At 32.7% G+C, this 21,968-nt stretch carries 25 protein-coding genes; 17 read left to right on the top strand and 8 right to left on the bottom strand.

Features of this window, described 5'->3' with window-relative positions:
- Window positions 1-21: 21 nt before the first annotated feature.
- Entirely contained in the window at window positions 22-741 is a 720-nt protein-coding gene (locus tag NZ853_09080; protein ID MCS7205838.1) for a hypothetical protein, read from the bottom strand.
- A gap of 138 nt (window positions 742-879) precedes the next feature.
- Here NZ853_09080 and NZ853_09085 point away from each other — a divergent pair, with 138 nt between their 5' ends.
- Window positions 880-2,271, top strand: coding sequence for an amino acid permease (locus NZ853_09085; protein MCS7205839.1), 1,392 nt, complete (start codon window positions 880-882; stop codon window positions 2,269-2,271).
- Window positions 2,272-2,919: 648 nt separating this feature from the next.
- On the opposite strand, the gene NZ853_09090 is transcribed toward NZ853_09085, so the two are convergent.
- Entirely contained in the window at window positions 2,920-4,308 is a 1,389-nt protein-coding gene (locus NZ853_09090) for an MFS transporter (protein ID MCS7205840.1), read from the bottom strand.
- A 97-nt stretch (window positions 4,309-4,405) separates the two neighbouring features.
- On the opposite strand from NZ853_09090, the gene ndk reads away from it, so the two are divergent.
- The 10 genes from ndk to nadD all read left to right on the top strand — a co-directional run bounded on the left by ndk (window position 4,406) and on the right by nadD (window position 13,541).
- Window positions 4,406-4,822: a nucleoside-diphosphate kinase gene (gene ndk / locus NZ853_09095; protein MCS7205841.1), complete on the top strand. Its 417-nt coding sequence runs from the start codon at window positions 4,406-4,408 to the stop codon at window positions 4,820-4,822.
- Window positions 4,800-5,852 (top strand): polyprenyl synthetase family protein, encoded by a 1,053-nt coding sequence (locus tag NZ853_09100; protein ID MCS7205842.1) that lies wholly within the window; start codon window positions 4,800-4,802, stop codon window positions 5,850-5,852. The genes ndk and NZ853_09100 overlap by 23 nt, the downstream gene beginning before the upstream one ends.
- A gap of 183 nt (window positions 5,853-6,035) precedes the next feature.
- Window positions 6,036-6,413 (top strand): preprotein translocase subunit YajC, encoded by a 378-nt coding sequence (gene yajC, locus NZ853_09105; GenBank protein MCS7205843.1) that lies wholly within the window; start codon window positions 6,036-6,038, stop codon window positions 6,411-6,413.
- Window positions 6,414-6,416: 3 nt separating this feature from the next.
- Window positions 6,417-6,743, top strand: a complete 327-nt coding sequence (locus NZ853_09110) for a hypothetical protein (GenBank protein MCS7205844.1) — start codon at window positions 6,417-6,419, stop codon at window positions 6,741-6,743.
- 10 nt (window positions 6,744-6,753) lie between these two features.
- A complete protein-coding gene (secD, locus tag NZ853_09115) occupies window positions 6,754-8,670 on the top strand; it encodes a protein translocase subunit SecD (GenBank protein ID MCS7205845.1) in 1,917 nt (638 codons plus the stop codon).
- A complete protein-coding gene (secF, locus tag NZ853_09120) occupies window positions 8,667-9,587 on the top strand; it encodes a protein translocase subunit SecF (GenBank protein MCS7205846.1) in 921 nt (306 codons plus the stop codon). The genes secD and secF overlap by 4 nt, the downstream gene beginning before the upstream one ends.
- A complete protein-coding gene (locus NZ853_09125) occupies window positions 9,553-10,824 on the top strand; it encodes a hypothetical protein (GenBank protein MCS7205847.1) in 1,272 nt (423 codons plus the stop codon). The genes secF and NZ853_09125 overlap by 35 nt, the downstream gene beginning before the upstream one ends.
- Window positions 10,825-10,883: 59 nt before the next feature.
- Window positions 10,884-11,564 (top strand): FecR family protein, encoded by a 681-nt coding sequence (locus tag NZ853_09130; GenBank protein MCS7205848.1) that lies wholly within the window; start codon window positions 10,884-10,886, stop codon window positions 11,562-11,564.
- 55 nt (window positions 11,565-11,619) lie between these two features.
- Window positions 11,620-12,921 carry a glutamate-5-semialdehyde dehydrogenase gene (locus tag NZ853_09135; protein ID MCS7205849.1) on the top strand — a complete coding sequence of 434 codons (1,302 nt, stop codon included), beginning with the start codon at window positions 11,620-11,622 and terminating at the stop codon, window positions 12,919-12,921.
- Window positions 12,918-13,541, top strand: a complete 624-nt coding sequence (gene nadD / locus NZ853_09140) for a nicotinate (nicotinamide) nucleotide adenylyltransferase (protein ID MCS7205850.1) — start codon at window positions 12,918-12,920, stop codon at window positions 13,539-13,541. The genes NZ853_09135 and nadD overlap by 4 nt, the downstream gene beginning before the upstream one ends.
- Here nadD and NZ853_09145 read toward each other — a convergent pair.
- The gene (locus NZ853_09145) at window positions 13,527-14,204 is read right to left on the bottom strand and encodes an RluA family pseudouridine synthase (protein ID MCS7205851.1); all 678 of its coding nucleotides are present in this window, start codon (window positions 14,202-14,204) and stop codon (window positions 13,527-13,529) included. The genes nadD and NZ853_09145 overlap by 15 nt on opposite strands.
- A 1-nt stretch (window position 14,205) precedes the next feature.
- A complete protein-coding gene (locus NZ853_09150; GenBank protein ID MCS7205852.1) occupies window positions 14,206-14,904 on the bottom strand; it encodes a hypothetical protein in 699 nt (232 codons plus the stop codon).
- A gap of 90 nt (window positions 14,905-14,994) precedes the next feature.
- Between NZ853_09150 and NZ853_09155 the strand changes: the two genes are divergently transcribed.
- Window positions 14,995-15,915: a M23 family metallopeptidase gene (locus tag NZ853_09155; protein MCS7205853.1), complete on the top strand. Its 921-nt coding sequence runs from the start codon at window positions 14,995-14,997 to the stop codon at window positions 15,913-15,915.
- Here the strand turns inward: NZ853_09155 and NZ853_09160 are convergent.
- A complete protein-coding gene (locus NZ853_09160) occupies window positions 15,902-16,306 on the bottom strand; it encodes a response regulator (GenBank protein ID MCS7205854.1) in 405 nt (134 codons plus the stop codon). The genes NZ853_09155 and NZ853_09160 overlap by 14 nt on opposite strands.
- 225 nt (window positions 16,307-16,531) lie before the next feature.
- Between NZ853_09160 and cobT the strand changes: the two genes are divergently transcribed.
- From cobT to NZ853_09185, 5 genes are all read left to right on the top strand, one after another.
- Window positions 16,532-17,548: a nicotinate-nucleotide--dimethylbenzimidazole phosphoribosyltransferase gene (cobT, locus tag NZ853_09165; GenBank protein ID MCS7205855.1), complete on the top strand. Its 1,017-nt coding sequence runs from the start codon at window positions 16,532-16,534 to the stop codon at window positions 17,546-17,548.
- 64 nt (window positions 17,549-17,612) lie between these two features.
- The gene (locus tag NZ853_09170; GenBank protein MCS7205856.1) at window positions 17,613-17,996 is read left to right on the top strand and encodes an HU family DNA-binding protein; all 384 of its coding nucleotides are present in this window, start codon (window positions 17,613-17,615) and stop codon (window positions 17,994-17,996) included.
- Between the two features lie 72 nt (window positions 17,997-18,068).
- A complete protein-coding gene (locus tag NZ853_09175; GenBank protein ID MCS7205857.1) occupies window positions 18,069-18,608 on the top strand; it encodes an OmpA family protein in 540 nt (179 codons plus the stop codon).
- 242 nt (window positions 18,609-18,850) lie between these two features.
- Window positions 18,851-19,357 (top strand): hypothetical protein, encoded by a 507-nt coding sequence (locus NZ853_09180; GenBank protein ID MCS7205858.1) that lies wholly within the window; start codon window positions 18,851-18,853, stop codon window positions 19,355-19,357.
- Window positions 19,358-19,776: 419 nt separating this feature from the next.
- Window positions 19,777-20,697 carry a hypothetical protein gene (locus NZ853_09185; protein MCS7205859.1) on the top strand — a complete coding sequence of 307 codons (921 nt, stop codon included), beginning with the start codon at window positions 19,777-19,779 and terminating at the stop codon, window positions 20,695-20,697.
- On the opposite strand, the gene NZ853_09190 is transcribed toward NZ853_09185, so the two are convergent.
- The 3 genes from NZ853_09190 to NZ853_09200 are packed head-to-tail and all read right to left on the bottom strand — an operon-like array spanning window position 20,688 to window position 21,966.
- Window positions 20,688-20,909, bottom strand: a complete 222-nt coding sequence (locus NZ853_09190) for a hypothetical protein (GenBank protein ID MCS7205860.1) — start codon at window positions 20,907-20,909, stop codon at window positions 20,688-20,690. The genes NZ853_09185 and NZ853_09190 overlap by 10 nt on opposite strands.
- Window positions 20,910-20,954: 45 nt before the next feature.
- On the bottom strand, window positions 20,955-21,416 hold the full coding sequence (locus NZ853_09195) for a hypothetical protein (GenBank protein MCS7205861.1): 462 nt from the start codon (window positions 21,414-21,416) through the stop codon (window positions 20,955-20,957).
- Window positions 21,409-21,966: an RNA polymerase sigma factor gene (locus NZ853_09200; GenBank protein MCS7205862.1), complete on the bottom strand. Its 558-nt coding sequence runs from the start codon at window positions 21,964-21,966 to the stop codon at window positions 21,409-21,411. The genes NZ853_09195 and NZ853_09200 overlap by 8 nt, the downstream gene beginning before the upstream one ends.
- Window positions 21,967-21,968 lie beyond the last annotated feature (2 nt).

The raw sequence follows: 21,968 nt of genomic DNA on the forward strand, positions 1-21,968 counted from the left end.
TTGTTAAATATAAAGGATTTTTTATTTATTTTTCTGAAAGTTATTTTTATCAAGATTTTCTCGCTGTTGTTCTATATTTTTTATTTCCTTAAGAATTTCTTTCGTTAGGGATAAGTGCTGATAATAAAAAAATGTTAAAATTCCAACCAAGACAGAAAAAAGAAAGGAAATGAACCATTGTAAAAAACTAAATCTTTTATTCATGTCTTCAAATCTTCTGTTGATTTCTTCGAAGCGTTTATCTGAGGATTCTTTGGCTTCTAAGAATCGCTTTTCTGTGAAATCTTTTAATTCAAGGAAACGCTTTTCTGTGAAATCTTTTAATTCAAGGAAACGTTTTTCTGTGAAATCTTTTATGTCATCGAGGCGTTTGTTGACTACTTCAAAATGTTTTTCAATTAGGAATTTTTGGTTTTCAAAATATTCTTTTGTGAAGAATCTTTGGTCATCGAAGCGTTTGTTTAAAACTTCGAATCTTTTGTTGATTTCTTCGAAGCGGATGTTTGAGTAATTTAAAATTTCTGAAAAGCGTTCATGAAAATGTTGAAACCCTTGTTTTAATTCTAAAAACAATTGTTGAAAATCTTCTTTTTTGACGTATTTTTCTTTATCTTCAAGAAATAAATAAGAAAGTTCATTTAATTCTTCTTCAACTTTAGGATAATTACTTTCTTTAAAAAGCTGAATGATCTTTTTTATTTTTGTTTGTAAGTATTCATAAGTTAAGTTCATCGATAGCATAGATATATTCTTTTGTAATCGAATGCAATTTTTTTTTGATCCAATGTTTGTATTGTTTCTGATGCTCAAGGAATTACACATCGTTTAATCTAATTTTTGTATTTTCTTTTCTTGTTATGATTTGCCAAAAAAATTGGCATGATGACTTCTCAATATAAGCAAGAACTGGGTTTGAAAGAAAGTATAGCTATAATTATCGGTAAAATCATAGGCTCAGGGATTTTCAAAACCCCTGCACCAATCATGCTTTTGAGTGGTTCAGTTTTTGTTTTTTTTCAGACTTGGATAGTGGGTGGAATACTGACCTTTTTAAGTGCTATGTTGTATGCGGAAATGGTTTCAGCATTTCCGAAGTCAGGAGGTCCTTATGAATACTTAAAGCGAGCGTATCATCCTTTAGTCCCTTTTTTACGTGGTTGGGCAATGTTTTTTGTTTCTGAAACCGCTGCTATAGTGGTTGTTTCGATTGTTTTCTCTGAATATACCATCAAGATTTTGCAATATTACTTTTTCGTTGAGGCTACTTTTCTTTTAGAAATGTTTTTAACAATAGCTTTGATCTGGTTTTTTACTTTCTTCAATACTATTGGTTTGGAATTTTCTGGTTGGTTTCAAGATGTATTGAGTTTTCTGAAAATGCTTAGCTTGTTTTATATTATTATTGTTTGTTTTTCGCAACCTAAAAGTTATGAATCAAAAATGTATTTTCCTGAATCTTTTGAATTTGCCAGTTGGATCTCAGGGATGGCCATATCTCTTCGCTATGCCCTGTTCACTTATAGCGGCTGGGAAGGGGCTACTTATGTAGCTGAAGAGGTAAAAAATCCGAGTAAAAATTTACCCTTGTCTTTATTTTTAGGGATTTTTATTGTGATGACAATCTATCTTTTAACTAATGTTGGTTATCTAATGCAATTATCTCCAGAAGAAATAGCAAATTCAAAATTTGTTGCCGCTGAAGCAATGGAAAAAGCCTTAGGACCAATAGGAGCTACTACTATTTCTTTTATTATTGCCTTAAATACAGCAGGAAATGTGAATGCCCAGATTTTTACAAAATCAAGGACATGGCAGGCAATGAGTAGAGATGGTCTCTTTTTTTCGTTTTTGGCTCCCTTGAGTTCAAATTCTTTACCCGTTCGTTCGTTGATATTCCAAGCGATGTGGGCAACAGTTTTAACCCTTTTGGCATATAGCTCCTACTTTCTAAAAACTACGGTTTCCATTTACGATCGTTTAATTGACTTTTTTTCTTTTACTTCTTCTGTTTTTAATATCTTAACAATCGTGGCAGTGTGGATACTAAGAAAAAAATATCCTGATGTGCCAAGGCATTTCAGAATTCCCGATAGACTTTTCTATGTGGTTTTTTTTATTGTCTTAGCAATCTATTTTTTGTATGCATTTTATACCTTAGTTTCTGCGTTTTTTGAATCTTTGATGGGGATAATCTTGACCTTGTCTGGGCTTCTTTATTGGAAATACAAAATTAAACCAAAATTAGAAAAATATAATCTTTCTGAATTGTAAGTAAAGATATGAAGCCAACGGAAAACTCTAAACCAAATTGAAAACAAAAACCAATCTATTTATCTGCATGTTTTAAAAGTTTATCACGTGTTTTTGCTAAGGGCATTCTATTTTGGGATAGAATACTTATTCATAAAAGTTTTCAAGAATTTGTTTTTTTTTGATATCCTCTGAAGATAATACGAGCTTCATGATGAAATGAAATATCGCCAACTCCAAAGGATGGATTTTCTTTTTGGTTGAAAGTCTCCGATTTTAGGGAAAGTATTTAAGAAAATTTTTTCTTTTAGTAATTCAGATTTCTTATTTCAGTTCCATTCATGATAACCTCTGGTATCGATATGAAAAGATTTTTTAGAATAAGTTGATTTTCTCATAGGGGTAGGTTTGCTACCCATAATCAAAAGAGTTTTGATTTGCTAGATTTAGCTCAACTTGCTGATTTCTTGAATTAAAAGTTCATTTTCTTAGTGAATAAAATTTTTTTGATAATGAAGACATTTCCAAGTATATTGACTATTACACATTTCGTATTGTATATTACAACTTGCTAATCTTATAAGTATTTCTTTCTATATCTTTTCTTTTCCCTGAAGGACAAGGAAGGACAAGAGGCAATGGTTCAGCCAAAGCAATCATGCAAAATATTTACTTTTCTATTACCTTTAAGAGTTCTCTTTCATTGTATTTAGCTATATAAATTGTTGCTATGAAGGTTAAAATAAACCCAGCAAAGCCACTGAAACGAATACCTAAGTCATTGTATGGATCCTTTCCAAACAAAGTCAAAATCGCAAAAATAAAAATACCAAAGGTTTGCCCTATTTTTTGTAAGAAGGTTCTTGCAGCGAAGTACATTCCTTCTTTCGGTAAAGAAGTTGTGATGGCATCATACTCAGCGATATCTGCTAAAATTGCATTAGGCAAAATGCTTACGAACGATAAAGGAATGGAGTATAAGATGATCAATCCAAAGGCTTGAGCCTCAGGTGGTAAAATCTGATTGTAAAACTTTTCCCCTAAAAAGTAAACTTGAAAAAAAATTAAGCTCATAAATGCATAGGAAAAAACTAACAAGTTTTTCTTCCCCATTCTCTTTGCTAAATAGTTAACCAATGGATACAGAATAAAAGAAATTAAAATCATCAAAGGCAATAGTATTCCCACTAAGTTCTCCCCTTTGGTTTTGTCATTAGGGAATAGTAGAACCGTAGTATAGAAAAGTAATCCAGTCATGATAATGGTTAGGGATGCAAAGTAGGCAAAATCAGCTATAACATAATAAATGAAATAGGGATTTTTGAAGGTACTTTTTAATGACTCAAGAATTGAGATATCAATAGGTTGGGATTTGCAATATTTCTTTTCTTCGATAAACCAAACGGGAAAATACATAAGAATTATAGAAAAAAAAGCAAATATCCCAATAGAAATTTGAAGAGAGCTCGTGTTAGTAATTCCAAATACTTGTTGGATTGTGTTTGAGACCAGTGGGACTTGAGCTGCTGTTATAATTCCCAAAGCATAAGTTACAGAGATATAAGTAGATAAATTCAGCCTTTGATTCGAGGTATGCCCCAGCTCTGCCAATAAAGCAAAATAGGGAGTTACATACATCGTCAAAAATAGAAAAAACAAGGTTTGAAAAACAAAAATGAAAACAACATTCAGAATTGAAATCTCATGTTTGATTGGAAAGAAAATCAAAAACAAAAAAAGAGCTGAAGGTAGAGCTCCCCACTTCAAAAAAGGAATGCGTCTTCCCTGAGGATGCCTCGAACGATCGCTAAGTCCTGCAATGATTGGGTCTGTAATCGCATCAAATAACCTACCAGAAGCTGCTAAAATTGAAACAAAATTCAAAAACCCAAGAAAAGTGAATTGGGGAATGAAATAAGGAATTCCTGCGTTTTCTGGAGGTGCATAAAAATAAACTAATTGAAGGCTTAGAATATTTACTAAGATGGACCAGCCCCATTGCCCTATAGCATAAGCAATTTGTTTGCTCAAAGGTAATTCTTGGATTTTGATTTCCATAGTGCTTTCTCTTTTGTGTTAATTATTAATGGATTTTATAAATTTGTAAATATTTTTTCCATTTGACATAAGCTCATGAACAAAAAAGTGGTGTTTGATGGAACGAACTCTTTTCATTATTAAACCAGATGCTGTTCAAAATAAACACATTGGACATATTTTAACGAAGATAGAGGAAGCTGGTTTTCGCATCGTTGGATTGAAATACTTAAGCATAACCAAGCAAGAAGCACAGAAGTTTTATGAGGTCCATAAACATCGTCCTTTCTTTGAGGATTTGTCGAATTTTATGAGTTCTGGTCCAATTGTTGTTGGCGTTTTGGAGTCTGAAAATGCTGTTCAAAAATGGCGAGATCTAATTGGAGCTACAGATCCTAAAGAGGCAAAGGAAGGAACGATACGAAAACTTTTTGCCGAAAACAAAGAAAGAAACGCAGTCCACGGTTCTGATTCCCCCGAGAATGCCATCAAAGAAATAAGCTTTTTCTTTAGTGAAAGAGAATTATTATCTTGATTTAACACAAAAAGAAAAGATCCAAAAGACATTAAGTTTTTTACAAAGTAAAGTTGATGCTTTTTTAGCAAAAGAAATTTCTGATTTTGTAAAGAAAGAGTCTCATTACGTTTATGAAGTATATGAGCCAATCTTGTATTCATTGTTAGGCGGGGGAAAACGTTTTCGTTCTGTTTTGTTTTTGTTGTTTTCTGATTATCACGATTCTTTGTCTAATGACGAAAAATTTGATTTGTTGTTAACATCATCATCAATTGAACTCATACATACCTACACTTTGATACATGATGATTTACCCGCAATGGACAATGATGAACTTCGAAGAGGTAAACCCACCTGCCACAGAGCTTTCAACGAATGGGCAGCAATCTTAGCCGGTGATGCTTTAAATACCTTGGCATTTTATCTTTTAAGTAAAACAAAAAAAAATCCTATAGAAAAAATACAAGTGTTGTCGAGATTTGCAGGCATTCATGGCATAATATTGGGACAAGCATTGGATTTATCATCAGAAAAAAAAGATTTTCCCCATAGTTTTCGTGGGTATGAACAATTGCTTTCAGTTATTAAAGAAAAGAATTACTACTTTTTGTTAGAAAATTTTCTTTCTTATTCTAATGCTTTACAAGTGATTTTGATACACTATCACAAAACAGCTCTATTATTTCGTGCTGTAGGGGAAATGGCGTTATATTCTTCGGATATTTATCAAAACATAGTTCTTGATGAGAAAAGAAAACAACCATACATTGAATATTGTGAACTCTTGGGATTGCTTTTCCAAATCACTGACGATCTTCTGGATGAACTGGGGATTGAAGAAGAAGTAGGTAAAAAAGTCAAGAAAGATCAACAAATAGGGAAATTGACTTTCCCATCCGTTTTTGGTTCAGAAATCACATTGCAAATAGCAAAAAGCCTTGCAAAACGTTGCTCGGATTATGTTGAAGAATTTTCCATTAGACCTCAAGAGGATTTTACTACAACTTTAAGATACTTGCCATTTTTTTTGTTGGAAAGAAAATCCTAAACGAGCTTTACAAAAAGCTTTTACATGGTTTTAATTAGAAGAATTTTGAAAATTTAATTTTTAAAGTGTAATGCTTTTCAAATGAGTTTAACAGAAAGCATTTTTGGTTCTTTTTAGTTTTTAATTAAAATCATATTTTTGATTTCTTGTTGCTTTTAACTTTTATAAAAAAAAGTTAGTTTTATGGAACCACGCTATATTCAATACTTAGCACAAGAAAAAGCAGCTGAAGCTCCAGTTACAACAGGAGGCGATGATCAATCTTTGATTGCATCTTTTTATCCCTTAATAATGTTGATTTTGATCTTCTTGTTTCTTTATTTCTTTACTATTCGACCACAACGCAAAGAAGAAAAAAGAAGACAACAACTCATTGCAAGTTTAAAGAAGGGTGATGTTGTAATAACACAAGCAGGTATTATTGGATCCGTTCACTCAATCAAAGACGACACTATAATTTTACGAATTGGAGATAATGCAAAAATGGAGGTATTAAAATCCACTATTTATGATTTGCGAAAACCACAACCATCGCAAGAACAATCTACCTCCAATTCTTAGAAAATGAAATTTTGGTTTTGTTTGGTTTTTATTATTGCTTTTTCAAGAGTTCTACATCCTCAAACACCTGATTTATCACCTCCGGTCCTATTTAGAGAGATTCTACCGGGCTACAAACAAGAATACTATACTCCATCCCAGCAAGATCAGAGTATTGAACAAGAAGCAAAAAAAATGGCAGAGGAAGAAGAAATGGAAATTTCAGAAACTCAAAGTGAATCTTTTTGGGAAAAAATTTTAAGTTTGTTTGAGAACCGAACGTTTGTGAATCTGATTATCTTGGCCATTATTTTTACTATCTTTCTTGTCTATCGTTTAAGGCAAACCTGAGGAACTATCTATGAAAAAGATTATTGGCAAAGCAATCGTTTTTTTTGGAGTTTTGGTACTTAGTTTTTTCTTATTGCTTCCCAACTATGATGTAAGGGAAATTGAGATACATTTTTTGGATTATTATCGCACAAAAGAAGGAGAAAAGGTCCTCATCACAGAGGAACAAATCAAAGAGTTCTTAGAATCTGATAAAGGAATGAAGCAGTTTTTTCCTGATTTTGTTTGCAAAGAATCTGACCCCATAAAAGAAAGAAAATGCACCATCAAACAGCGATTTCTCACGACCACGAAATTAAATGAATTCATGCAAGCTTTTCCGAATTTAGTGGATAACCGAAAAACACGTTATCTACCTCATTTTGTTGAGAACTTGTTAGGGTTTCTTTCGGAGACAGGAGTCAAAAAGCTATCTTTGAAGTTTGGATTGGATTTACAAGGAGGGATGAGGGCGGTATTTCGAGCTGACTATCAGGCATATGTAGAAAAACTCAAAGACAAGTATCAACCCATCTTAGAAGATTTAGAAAAACAACTCAAGCAACCAAACCTGACAGAAAAAGAAAAAGAAGACATCCAATCCAGAATTGAAAACATTAACTTAAGTTTTGATTTATCAGAAAGTAGAAAAATTGAGTTATTAGAAGAAGCTCGAAGTATCATCGAGAAACGTTTACTGAATCAAAACCTCACAGAACCAGAGATCCGAACTCAACCCTCAAGCTATAGCATTAACGTGGATTTGCCAGGGGTGGCTAATACCGCCGAAGTATTAGACATCATCAAAAGCACGGTGACCGTAGAATATCGTTTGGTCAATGATGAAGCAACGGAAAGATTAAACACATTGGAATTTCTTCCCTACTTAGAAAAACTCCAAGAAATTTACAAACAAGATCGACCCGATTTTTTTGAGGCAGAAAGAATCCTAAAAGAAGTTCAACAAAAAGCCAATATCACAGAAAAAGATGGAAAAATTTTTTTATACTGGAGAAAGAGTCGAACGGGACAAGGGAAGTATTTACCCTATGAGTTTAGGGTTTTGGGTCCAGTGGTTTTGGATGGAAGTGATATGGCTGATGCAAGGGAAGCCATACAAGAAAACACGGCATGGTATCAAATCAATTTTGTTTTAACATCAACGGGAGCTGAGAAGTTTGCCAAAATCACTAGAGAAAATGTTGGGAAACGTTTAGCAATTCTCTGGGGAGATAGGGTGATTTCTGATCCGGTGATACAAGGAGCCATTGTTGGTGGAAGTGGTGTGATAACAGGACAGTTTGATCTTCAAGATGCACGAGAAATTGCGAATGTTATACGAGAAGGAGCTCTGCCACTTCCATTGGAAATCATATCGGTTTCCTACATTGGTCCTACTTTGGGGTATCAGTCCATCAAAACGGGTGTGGTTGCGGTGTTGATTGGATTTCTTTTGGTGAATGCTTTTATGATTTTTTACTATCAGGTTGCTGGTGTGATTGCAGTGATTGTTTTGTTTTATAACTTGATTTTGCTTTCTTCTTTTTTGACCATGCTAGAGTTTACTTTGACTTTACCAGGTTTTGCTGGTTTGATATTAACGGTGGGCATGGCCGTAGATGCAAGTGTGATCATTTTTGAACGAATTCGGGAAGAATTAAGAAACGGAAGGTCCATGACATATAGTGTGGAAGCAGGATTTAAAGATTCTTTTTGGACCATTTTGGATGCAAATATTACTACTTTGATTGCTGCTGTGATTTTGTATTATACGGGGGATGGACCCATTCAGGGGTTTGCCATTACTTTGTTTTTTGGATTACTGACTTCGCTTTTTACTTCTCTTTATATCGCTAAGTTTTTGTTTGAGTTTCTTCTTTATGGGTTGCGTTGGAAAAAAATTCCTATTGGTAGTGTCAGAGGCTTACGTTTTGGAGTAAAGAAATGAAAACTTGGAAAATCATAGAGAATCGAAATACTTATTTTTTTGTATCTATCTTCATGGGTTTGGTTTTTTATGGAGTGACGTTTTCTTACTACGGAGGTTTTAAGCCTTCTATCACGTTTAATGGGGGAATACGAGTTACCATCATCTTTCCTCCTGAGCAAAACAAAGAAATCATTGAAAGTCAACTAAAAGAAGCAGGTTTCCAAGAATTTACAGTTCGACTTGTTGATCAAAAAGAACACAAGTATGATATTGAGTTTGGTCCTGAGGTTCGTGAACAACTCAAAGAAAAAATCAAAGAAGATCGAACTATCATGGAAGAATTAGAAAACATACTTTTGCCATACCTCAAAATCCCAAAAGAAAATATCATTTCTCGAGAGGTGATATCAGCAAGTTATGGTATGGATTTATTTCAAACAGCATTGGCTGCTTTGTTTTGGACCTTGATTTTGATTACCATTTACATTACGTTTCGTTTTGATTTTTCTTTTGCTTTGGGAGGAACTATTGCTTTGCTCCATGATTTGATTTTAACTATTGGATTTATTGGCATTACTCAAATTGAACCCTCTATTCCTGTAGTTGCTGCCGTTTTAACCCTTCTTGGTTATTCAATCAATGATACCATTATTATTTTTGATCGCATCCGAAGTAAAATCCGAGATAAAGGTGATTTAATCAATACAACTCTCATCAACGAAGCCATTAGGGAGACTTTCTCGAGAACCATTATCACGTCTTTTTTAACAATGCTTTCTTTGATTGCCATTATAATTAGCAATGCTGAGTCTCTGATTGATTTTTCTTTGATTTTGATTTTCGGCATCATTATAGGAACTTATTCTTCGATTGCAATAGCTTGTCCTATCATGTTTCTTTATGAAAAATTCCGACAACATAAACTTCATACCTAAAATCATATATGATACCCTCTGGAAAGAATCCGTAAAATCCATTGGGCGAACCTCCCCAAATCCCCCAGTAGCAGCTGTCATAGCTCATAATAATGAAGTGATTGCAACTGGAGCTACAGAACCTCCAGGTCAAAGACACGCAGAAATAGTAGCCTTCGATCATTTTGATTCAAAAAAAATAGAGCTCAAGAACTTAGATTTGTATATCACTTTAGAACCTTGCTCTACTTACGGAAGAACACAACCTTGTATATTACGTATCAAAAATTATCAAGACAGAATTAGAAAAATCTATGTTGAAGAATGGGATCCTTCGTTAGAAAAAATGGGGATAAAAAGTCTTATTCAAATGGGGTTGGATGTGGAAAAGGTTTCTATTTTTCAAAAACCTCATTTTGCTTTACATCCATTTTTACAAGCTATTCAATTTGAAAGACCTCAATACCTTATCAAGATTGCGACCGATAGAAATTTTTTTATCGGAGGAGAAAAACCTGTATCCATAACTGGTGAATTGGGAAAAATGATAACTATGCTTTTTCGTTCAAAAGTTGATGCTGTTCTTGTCGGACCAGGAACCACTGCCATAGATCAACCCTCGTTGGATTTTCGAAAAGAAGTGATAGATCCAGAAGAATCAGAAGAGTTAAAAGAAACCAATCTTTCTCGTCAAACAGCGATTTTGTATGACCATAAAGCTAGTTATGATGAATTCTTGCGGGGTTTGTTTTTATTTTTAGAAGAAGTCATAAATGAATACGATAGATTTTCTTATCAGCCAATTAGAGTTTTTTTATTAGGTAGGTACTTCGAAAATTTTTTCTCTTTTTATCAAAAACAACTCAGGATTTCAGAAAAAAGTCAAAAAGACTTTTACTTTCTTATACCATATAAATATCAAAATCAATATCCATTAGAAAAAATGGATTCACACTATTATAGAATTTTTCCCAATTATGGAGAAGAGTCATTTTTTAGCGAGTTAAATCAATTTTTTATTTCGTTGGGGGTTTATCGTGTTTTAGTTGAGTCTGGAAGAGTTCTTTTTGATTTCTTTTTCCCTCATCTAAATCCTTTTGATTTTATTTATTGGATACAAAATCAACAAACTCTTGCTATAGAAGATATAAAAGAAAAAAAATATTGGTTTTTTTCAGAGTATCCTTTGTTGCTAAAAGATCAAATTACTTTAAAAGGAATTTCGATTTATTCCTTTAGGAAAATGACAAACGAATAAAAAAAGCTTTTCAGTGAACAAAATTATAATACTAAAGTCCAATTCAATAAGGAGAATATATGAATAAATCTTGGTTTTTAGTTTTAGTCATCGTTTTTCCTGTGTATTCTTCTTCGAAAGGTTTGGTGGTTTATACAAAAGGGAAGTCATATTTGACTCGAGATGGGCAAAAAAAAGAAATCCAAATTCGAACTCTAATTGAAGAAAAAGATATAATCACCACTGAAAAAGAATCGAGTTTGCACGTTCAACTTGCCAATGGGGTTATGATTCGAATTGGAGCAAATACAAAAATAGAATTTGAAAAAATTTTGAAGGCTATACAACAATATGAATATAAGCTTGTATTAAGGCAAGGGGAGGTTCTAACTAAGATTGACAAACAAAAAGAAAAAAGGATTCAATTCGATGTTCAAGCTCCCACGGCAATTGCGAGTGTGAGAGGAACAGAGTTTTTGATGGAAGCAGACAACAATAAAACTCTCATAGCTGTGAATGATGGTTCTTTAATGGTAATGGATATCAACCAGAAAGAAAGAGTGATTCTGAATTCTGGTGAAAAAATCATCGCAACGTATGAAGCTTTCGAAAAGTCTCTCTTAGAAGATTACGAGAAGAAAAAATTTGAACTACTACAAGAATTCGAAAAAACTCGTCAGAAGAACTTAGAAATCCTCATCCAACAATTGGAGTCAAATCAAAAAATCATAGAAGAACAGAAAAAGAAATTAAAGAATTGAAATAAATCAAAAAGAAACATTTGACTCTTTTTTGTTTATTTAAAATTTTATCTTTATGTTAGTTGCAGAGATTTCAGAAATCAAAGAGCGCTCTCAAGAATTTCTCGCTAAAGCTCAAGAAATCGCTCAAAAATCAAAAAGGGCATTTTACGAATTTCGAAAAACAAACACCACAAAGAAAAATGAAGTCTTACAAAGAGTAATGGAATTACTTTCTGAACCTAAAAATCAAACGTTATTACTGAAACAAAATGAAAAGGACCTTCAACAAGCAAAAGAGATGCAACTTTCCTCTTCGATGATAGAACGACTCCTCTTGAATCCAAAGCGAATCCAAGAACTCATCAAAGCAATAGATGATATAATTAAGCTTCCTGATCCTGTTGGAGAAATCATCAAAGGTTATACATTACCAAATGGGTTGGAGTTGATTCAAAAACGAGTGCCGTTGGGTTCCATTTTTGTGATTTATGAGTCAAGACCTAATGTAACCATAGATGTAGGTGCCCTTTGTATTAAAAGTGGGAATACCGTGATCCTTCGTGGTGGGAAAGAAGCTTTCCACACCAACAAAGTTTTGTTTGAGTTTTTTCAGAATTCCTTAGAGAAAGCAGGCTTGTCGAGGGATATTGTTCAATTTGTGGATAATCCTGATCGGGCTTTCATGTATGCATTACTTCAACAGGATGCTTATTTGGATTTAGTGGTGCCACGAGGTGGAGAAGGCTTGATTCAATTTGTGAGTTCCCATACACGCATTCCCATTGTAAAACACGACAAAGGAGTTTGTAATTTATACATCGATAAATCAGCTGATTTAGAAAAAGCCATTGTTGTAAGTATCAATGCAAAACTACAAAGACCGTCGGTTTGTAATGCCATTGAGAATTTAGTGATACATAAAGACTTCCCTTTCAAAAGAGAACTATTAGAAGCTCTATGGAATGCAGGAGCAATCATATTAGGATGCGAAGAAACAATCAAAATTTTCGAAAAAGCTACTCTTATTGAGGATCCTGAGAAAGAATATAGCACCGAATATTTGGATCAAAGATTATCTGTAAAAATTGTCGAGGATTTGAACGAAGCTATTGATTTCATTCATACGTATGGAAGTCATCATTCCGAAGGGATTATCTCTGAAGATTATTCAATCGTAGAAGAGTTTTTACAAAGAGTGGATAGTGCTGCGTTGTTTGTGAATAGTTCTACGCGCTTTCATGATGGTGGTCAATTCGGCATGGGAGCTGAGATTGGAATTTCAACTCAGAGACTACATGTGCGAGGACCTATGGGTCTTAAGGACCTTACAACAACTGTCTATATAGTGAAAGGCAATGGTCACATTCGAACATGATTTCTTATTTAGTTTATGGAGGTTCATACAACCCCATTCACTATGGTCACTTAAAAACCATTGAATTTGTTCTGAAAACAAATCAATGTGAAGAAGTTTGGATTGTTCCTACTTATCGCTCACCCTTCAAATTAGAAGAAGAATATGCGCCTGCAGAAAAAAGATATAAAATGATCCAAATTGCCATAGAAAGTTATTTTTCAGTGGATTTGGTATCAAAAGTTAAACTTTGGGATTGGGAAATTCAAGAAAAACGTATTTATTATACCGTTGAAACTTTACGAAAACTTCCAGAACCAGAAAAAACTGGGATTTTGATAGGAGCTGATAGTTTGCTACATTTAGAAAAGTGGAGAGAAATTGATTGGATTTTGCAGAATTTTTCTTTTTATATTGTCCAAAGAGCAGAACATCCAAAATCACTCATTGAAAGCAAAATCCAGGAATTAAAAATGACTATTCCTTATGGGAAGTTTCACCTTCTTTTGTATGAGCCGCCGAATTGTTCATCAACGAAAATTCGTGAACTTATAAAAAAAAATGTTTCGTATCAGTTTCTTAAAGACTGCCTGCCGTATGAAGTATATTTGTTTATAAAAAATGAATCACTCTATTTTTAAATTGAAGGGCCAACCCTCAGGGGGTGGTGTCCGAAAATGAAGTTCTTTTTTTTGTGTGGGATGAAGGATTTGGATTTCATAAGCCCAAAGAGCAGGAAAGGGAGTAGTGGTATCTTTACCGTATTTTCGATCTCCCAAAAGGGGAGCTCTGTGTTGAGCGAATTGAAATCGGATTTGATGAAATCTTCCCGTTTTTGGATGCACAAGGAATTTGTAGTATTTTTTTTGATTGTATTCAAACTCATTCCATAGTTCGTATTCTAATTCTGCGTATTTTGCTTTCGGATCCATGGCATTGCTTAGAATGGCAGTTCGTTTCGATTCGATTTTTTTTATGTAGCTAATCATGGTTCCTTTGGTTCCAGTAATAGGAATTTTGGATGTAATTACGATATAGCTTTTTTTGATTTGGTGATTTCGAAATTGCTCAGAAAGTCGAGAAGCTGATTTTGAAGTTTTAGCAAAAATCATTACTCCCCCTGTATTTCGATCTAATCGATGAAGAATTGCTAAATAAACGTTTTGTTTGTTTTTCTTTTTTTTGAGGTAATCTTTTAGGTAGTCGTAAAGACTATATTCATTTTTTCGATCGGATTGGGATAACATGCCAATGGGTTTTTCCACAACGAGTAGATGGTTGTCTTCATATAGGAATTTTAACATTCTAATACAAATCAAGAGGAAATGAATACCCAAGTTCTAAATAGCGATTATGGGCTCGAACGCGATTAAAAAGCTGAATGGCCGAGATGGAACGAACAAAAATCATAGAACCAATGATGTTTCCTGAGAACTTTTTGGGATTCCAGTCATTTCGAAACCAATTTTTTCCCGCAGCCCAAATGAGTATGGTATCGACGATAAAATGCCCCACAGACCTCCAAAGCATTTGGGATTTTGTGAGGGATGGAGAACGATACCCTGTATAGAGTATTCCCAGAGCAGGATGAATAAGATTTAAAGTTTGAGCAAAAAGATGATTTTTTGATTCCAAAGAATAAAACTGAAAGCCTTCTAGTTCTTCTTTGTTTAGGTTTTCTTTGAAAAAAATGGTTCTTAATGAAAGAGCATCTCCACCATTTCCTTCGATACGGATAATCACGAGATCTTGACGCTTTTCGTAGTGGGTTAAGTAAATTTTATAATCAAAAGGTGATAGCCATCGAGATACCCAACCATAGTGGAATCCTAAAGTTTCATCAATCGGTTTAAAATACTTGTTATCAATTTTTTTCAGAAGGTTTTCTATCTTGATTTTTGTTTCTTCTATTTTGTAAGGTGATTCAAAGCTATAGAAGTCAACACTCCACAAGCTAAAGGTAGATGTAAAAAAGACTAAAACAAAAAAAATTCTTTTTTGCATTGATACCATTCCTTTGGGATTAAAGGCTAAGACAATCCTTTCTTTAGAAAAAACTTTTTTGGGAAGTAAGCATTTACCGAAAGTTGGATTATGAAGTTCTTTTGGTTGCTTTTTCTTTTTTTGTGGGGAGAGCTCTTTTCTTTTCAAGAACGTAAAATTACAATTAACAAACTTTTTATCATCGAGAATTTAGAAAATGATTCCAATTTTATAGAATTACGGGAAGAAACAAAAAAGCATATTAAAAACCCAAATCTCAAAGAATTAAAATTCTATCTCTATCAGATAAAACCGAATGAAGACTTTTACTACGTTTTAGCAAAAACATCATCAGACCATACTACTTTGCTATCACTTAATGGAGCTCTTCTGGATTTGGAACTAAGTGAATTTCAGCCCAATCAAAAAGTAATTTTAGTAAATCATCGAGGTTATTTTACAAAAGAAAACAGTGCTTTTTCTTCGTGGGAATCATGGGAATTGGAAGTTCACTATGAAAATAGAAAAATAAATATCAAATTTTCTCCAAATCAGAAAAATTTAGAAGTGTATCATCAAAATTTTCAACCACCTAAAGAAAAATCAATCACAGAGTCACAAGAAGAGAAGAATACGAAATTCATATTTCCAATTCGTGGTGTCAACTATGAGATCACATCAAGTTTTGGTTGGAGAAAACACCCTTTAACAGGAAAAAAGCACTTTCACAGAGGAATTGACATCAAAGTGCCTCTAAATACACCCATTTATGCACCTTCAGATGGTTGGGTAGAATATGCAGGTTCCAAAAAAGGTTATGGAGAAACGTTGATTTTAAAATATAACAACACAAAGTTTCTTTTTGCCCATCTGACAAGAACCAACGTAAAAACGGGGGATAAAGTTCAAAAAGGGCAGATCATAGGATATACGGGAACTACGGGAGCTTCAACAGGACCACATCTACATTTAGAATACAAAGTAGGTTCTCAATGGAAGAATCCTTTAGAGGTTTTTTTCAATCCCGATTGAGATGTTTTATAATAACGTCATGGAGTTCTTTGGGTTTAAAGGGTTTAAATATCAAGTCTTGGAATTCATATTCTTTGATTTTTTCTATTTGATGTTCGTCGAGGGAAGCCGTAATAGCGATAATGGGAATTTTTTGGTTAAATTCACGGATTTTTTTTGTAGTTGTCCATCCATCCATATCGGGCATGAAAAGATCCATTAAGACTAAATTAAAGTCTTTGTTTTTTACTTTGGCAATGGCTTCTTCTCCACTAAGAGCAATATCTACTGAATAGTTCCAGAGCTCTAAAAATTTTTTTGTGATCAACACACTCGAATAAGAATCATCAACAATCAAAATTCTTATAACTTGATTGTTTCGAATTGGATTATCTTTTTTATCTTCTTCCATAGAATTTTTGATTAAGTATCATAATGAAACAAAAAGGGTTTTCTTCTATTTCTGTGTCTGCATAGAAAATATTAAGGGTCATTTCTTAAAGTTTTTAAAAAAAGTTTCTACTGAAAACATAAAAAAAACTAAAACTAAATTTCAATCATTTGACGTCAATTTTTTAGTTGGTTTTTTAACTGATTTAGGTTCATGGGAAATCATTAGTTCTTTTGGGAGAAAATTATGATAACAGAAAACCAGATTTGGGAGAAAATTCACAATAAGACAAAACCTCTGGGTTCATTAGGAAAATTAGAGGAAATAGCTTTTCGAATTTGTAAAATACAAAACTCCTTAAATCCACAATTAAAGCCAATAGCTTTTATTTTTGCTGCTGATCACGGAGTAGTGGAAGAAAAGGTTAGTGCGTATCCACAAGAAGTCACATATCAAATGGTGTTGAATTTTCTAAATGGTGGTGCGGCAATGAATGTTTTTTGTCGGCAACATTCGATTCCCTTATTTGTTGTAGATGCAGGTGTGAAGGGTAAATTCTCCAAGCATGATTTGCTGATATCAAAAAAAGTTCGAGAAGGAACAAGAAATTTTTACAAAGAACCAGCAATGACAGAAGATGAATTGGAATTAGCCTTATCTTACGGGAAAGAAATCATTGATGAATATGCAAAACATAAAAACCTTTTGATTTGTGGAGAAATGGGGATTGGGAATACTACTTCAGCCTCAGCTATAATGTATGCTCTTTTAGATGTTTCCTTAGATGAGTGTGTTGGTTATGGAACAGGAATTTCTGAAGAACAATTGAAAAGAAAAAAAGAAGTTATTGAAACAAGTATTAAGAGCTATCAATTAAAGTTTGATGATCCTATAAAAGTTCTACAGTTTGTGGGTGGTTATGAGATTGCGATGGTGGTTGGTGCGTATTTAAAGGCTTATGAGGAAAACATGATTCTTCTTATTGACGGATTCATTGCAACCACTTCTTTTTTGGTGGCTTATAAAATACAGCCTGAGATTTTAAATAATGCTTTTTTTAGCCATCAATCCTCAGAGAGAGGACATAAAATCTTATTAGACTACTTTAAAAGTGAGAGCATATTAAACCTCAATTTACGACTTGGGGAGGGAACTGGTGCAGCGATTGCTTTTCCCATTTTGGAGTCAGCAGTAAGATTCCTAATTGAAATGGCAGATTTTGATTCTGCAAAAGTAAGTAAAAAAATACTATATGATTTTTGATGAAAAGAAATTTTATTTTCATCGTAAATAACCGACTAAAAATACAAAAAAAAGGAGATAGCTTATGAGCAAAGTGAACCCTTCATCGAAGAAAAAAAAGAGTCAACAAAAATACGATTTTTTACAAGACTTGATTGATCATATATCAAAGATAGCAACTGTAAATCAAAAGGGTGTATTGGTTATCAAAAAATCTGATATGAAAAAAGCATTAGAAGAAGTGTTTACAAATGTAAGCAAAGAAGTAGTAAAGGGCAATCGTATTAGATTTCCTGTATTGGGAATTTTCTCCATGAAAGAAATTCCAGCAAGGAAAGCAGGTAAACAGAGAAATCCTTTCACAGGGCAAATTGTAGATGTTCCAGCGAGACCAGCAAGTCGAAAACCTAAATGGACATTCCCAAAAACCCTTAAAGAATTTTTTTCCGATAAGAAAAATTGGAAATAGTATTTAGATTTACATAAAATACTAAAAAAATTGGTTGAAACTTTTTTTCATAAAAATTTTATGGGAATTACTATGAAAGTATTTAAAATAACAACAATCTTTATGATCCTGAGTTTTGTTTGGGTGTTGTCATGTGCTACAGGACAAACTACCCAGCAAACTGAACAACCAAAGACTGATACTACAGCTCAAGAAAGAAATCTTAGACCTTTTGAAGTAGGGAAAGATTTAGGTTTTGTTTATGCACCATATGGAAAGGGATGGAATTACAAAGATGTCAGGTTAGACTCTGCAGATTTTAATAAGTGGTATAACCAAAATAAAGATCGATTTATGCAAGTGGTCAATAACTTAGGAGATAATTTAGTGTTAGAGATAGTCGGCCATACTGATGAAAGTGGTCCTCGTGAAGCACAACCAGAATTAGGAAAAAAAGGAAATGTTTGGTATTCTACACAAAGAGCTCAACGAGTATATGATGCTTTAGTTAAAGCAGGAATCTCAGCTAACAAATTGAAAGTTCGTGGTGCAGCAGAAGATGAGTTGATACCTGGTATTGATCCCTACGATCAAAGGCATCGAAGAGTGACCTTTCGAGTTGTTAATAAGTAATCTAAAATTTTTGTTCAAAAATCAGGGTTTTCAATACCCTGATTTTTTCTTGTCAAACAATAATAAATAAGCAATACCTCAATAAATTTTCTTTCTCCACTATTTTAGTTGTTAATCCCTATCATCCAATCGGTAAAGATTTAGTTTGCTTCTTGAGCAAATTTAATGTAAAGTTTATTTTTTTTGGTAAAAATCCCTATTATACATCTTACGTTAAGAAAAAGATTCTTCTAAAGAATTCATTGAGTAATGAGTTAAATAATAAAGTAATCGATTATATTATTGACACAAGAAACTATCAACATGTAAAAAGAGCCATAAAAAAAATAAAAATAAAAGAGGAAATTTCGACCATTCCCTTTCTTTTTCTTTTTGAAGAATACTATACAGATGTATCTTTAAAGACAATCACACAACATTCGTTAAAATTACTATTTGAATACAATTACTTAAATTATGTAAATATCTTAAAGGCTTACAGTTTAAACTTTGAAGATCAACCTCAAATTATTATCTCTAATGGTAAAGACTCTACACTACTTTATCACCAAATTAGAAACTTAGCAATTCAAACGCTGACGAATTCAGGTTGTCATGTTTCGGTCTTAGAAATCGATGATCAAATCATTAAGACGTATATCCAAAACCCCAAAAAGCTAAACTTAGTGAAGCAATGGTTAGACGAAGAAAAAATTGAAAACATCTTATTGGATTTCTTGGACAGAAAAACCAAACTTCAAGTCCCATAAATTTGCATAAAAAATGTTCATAAAATTAAACTTTAATCTATATATTTATAAATTTATGCATATTTTTTGTTCAAAAAAGAGAGAGTTTCAAATACATAAATATTCAAAATTTGTATGTCTTACACTATTTTAAAGTAATAGATTTGTTTTTAAAAATTAAATAGTAAAAATTTAAGAAAAAAAGATGACAATTTTTATTAAAATTCAAAGTAACAAATATTCTCTTATCATGGTATATAAATTGCTTCTTGTTATAAGGGGAATTTGAACTCATACATCACTGCAGTAAACTCTAAAAAAGGAAGAGAGTTTAGGTAAATAAGAGGGGGCACCTGTGGTGTTCTCTTTTCTTTCTCAATGATACCTATGGATGAAAATTAGATTTTCCTTGAGGATTGGATATAATACATGACTATTAAATGGATGAGGTTGGGATTATAAAAAAATCTATTAATGAACAAAAAATTTTAAAGAAAATAATTGATTTTTACACAAAAAATCCTTTACCAAATGTCCTAATTTTCAGTGGTGCCAACAGAAAACTAAAATTATATATAGCTACAGAGATAATTGCAAAAACACATTTATGTTTAAATAAGAAAGGATGTGGAGAGTGTAGATCTTGCCTTTTGATGAAAAAAATTGAACATCCAGATCTAATTCTTTTTCCAGAGGATAAAATAAAAATTGGTGATCCTGAAGATCCAGAAGAGTATTCTATACGATGGTTACAAAAATCAGTACTAGCATATAAACCAATTATTTCAGATGTTCGTATCATCATCATTCCATCTGCTGAGATGTTAGGGAATGAAGCTGAGATTGCTCTTCTTAAAACGTTAGAAGAACCATTATCAGAAAGTAAATTCATTCTTTTCACACCTAGTCTACATTATTTAAGTGATACCATTGTAAGTCGAAGTATTGTAATAGCAATTCAAAATTTTTCTCTTGATCAAATGAAGAAAATTACTGAAATTTCGGATTATTCTTTTTTGGAAATTTTAGGTGGTACTTTAGATTACTCTATTTATGAACTATTTGAATTCTATCAGAAAATAAAACCCAGAATTCAGGCTGCTTTGGAACATCCTTTGGAGCTTCTTAATTTAGAAGAGGAAATAGAAAAATTTATGAAAGATAATGCTTTTCTTTCAGAAACTCAATTCTGGGAATTTTTCTCTCTAATTTTAATGCAGACTTTGAATATAAAAAAAGATCCTTCTCTGCTCAATGATATTTTTATATTCTTGGGGGGCATTCGAATGGAACAACCTGGTTTGTCTTCCTACTTAACAAGTAGGCTATTTTTTCAGCTCTATAAGAAAATCTACTTTTGAAGTCTTTCAAATTGTTCAAATACAGATTCTAATTTTCTTTTTCGTATTTCTTGCACTTTTTTTAGTTGCTTTTCTGTGAGTAGATGTTCTGCTGTTAAACCATTTTCTGGCATGATTGTGCCTTTATTTATAGAAGCAAGAATGTTTTTTTTCGTGAGGTAAACTTTCCAATTCAAATTCGGATCTAATTCACGGTATATCCAATCGTACATATTGCCTCCTTGCAAAATAGTAGCTTCCTTGCTGAGTATTAAGTCTTATCTGAATATCGTCATTTTTTCTTTTTTCATGAGTATTTTTTTTAGGATTTCGTCGAATTTTTTTGAGTTTTCGATAACAGCTTTTGAATACTTCACGAATATATGATAACCTAGTATCATGGAAATTACTACTGACATTATGCTTGAATATAAAATAAGAATGATGATGATATTAGTATAAAGTGTTGATTGCATCATAAGTTTTTCGAAAATCCAATTTGCAAATAAAAAAATAAAAAGAAGAATGATCAAAAATCTTAGGTCATATGGTGTTTGAAGGTGTATCAGTTGTGAAATCACTTCTTTCTTGGGGGCTATTTCAATCATAGGGAGGTTCGAAATTGAACTTTTAATTAATTTCGAAAGTTCATATTCTTTTCTACAGATACTACATGCTTCTATGTGTTTCCAAACATCTTCGTTAATATCATCTTGCCAGATTTCTTTTATTCTATGCATTACTTTTCTCCTTTCTACTAATGATGTCTTTTAGTTTGTTTCTTAAAATGAGTTTTCCTCGATAGACGAGGGATTTTATGGTTCCTTCAGGGATTTCGATTTTTTCACTGATTTCTTTATAAGACAATCTCTCGTAGTAACTCAAAATCAAAGGAATACGATATGCATCTGGAAGTTCCATGAGTTCCTTTTGGATTAATGATTGAAGTTCGTTTTTCTCAATCTCTTGTTCTAAATCAGATGTTTCCATCAACTGGCTTTCTAAAAGGTTTTGATCAGAATACGAATCATACTCTAACCATTTTTGAATTTGTTTTTGTTTTTTGATTTTATTGAGTCCTAAATTCAGTGCTAAAGAATAAAGCCATGTAGAAATTTTGGATTTACCATCAAACTTATGATAATTCTCGAAGAACTTCAGAAATACATCTTGAACGAAGTCTTCCACTTCTTCTTTTCTGGTTTTGAACAATCTCAAGCCCAAATTGTAGACCATGCTATAATTCTCTTTGATAATTTTTGTTAAGTTTTCTTTGTCTTTATTCAACACCC

Source organism: Leptospiraceae bacterium, from assembly GCA_025059995.1.
Taxonomy (GTDB): domain Bacteria; phylum Spirochaetota; class Leptospiria; order Leptospirales; family Leptonemataceae; genus SKYB61.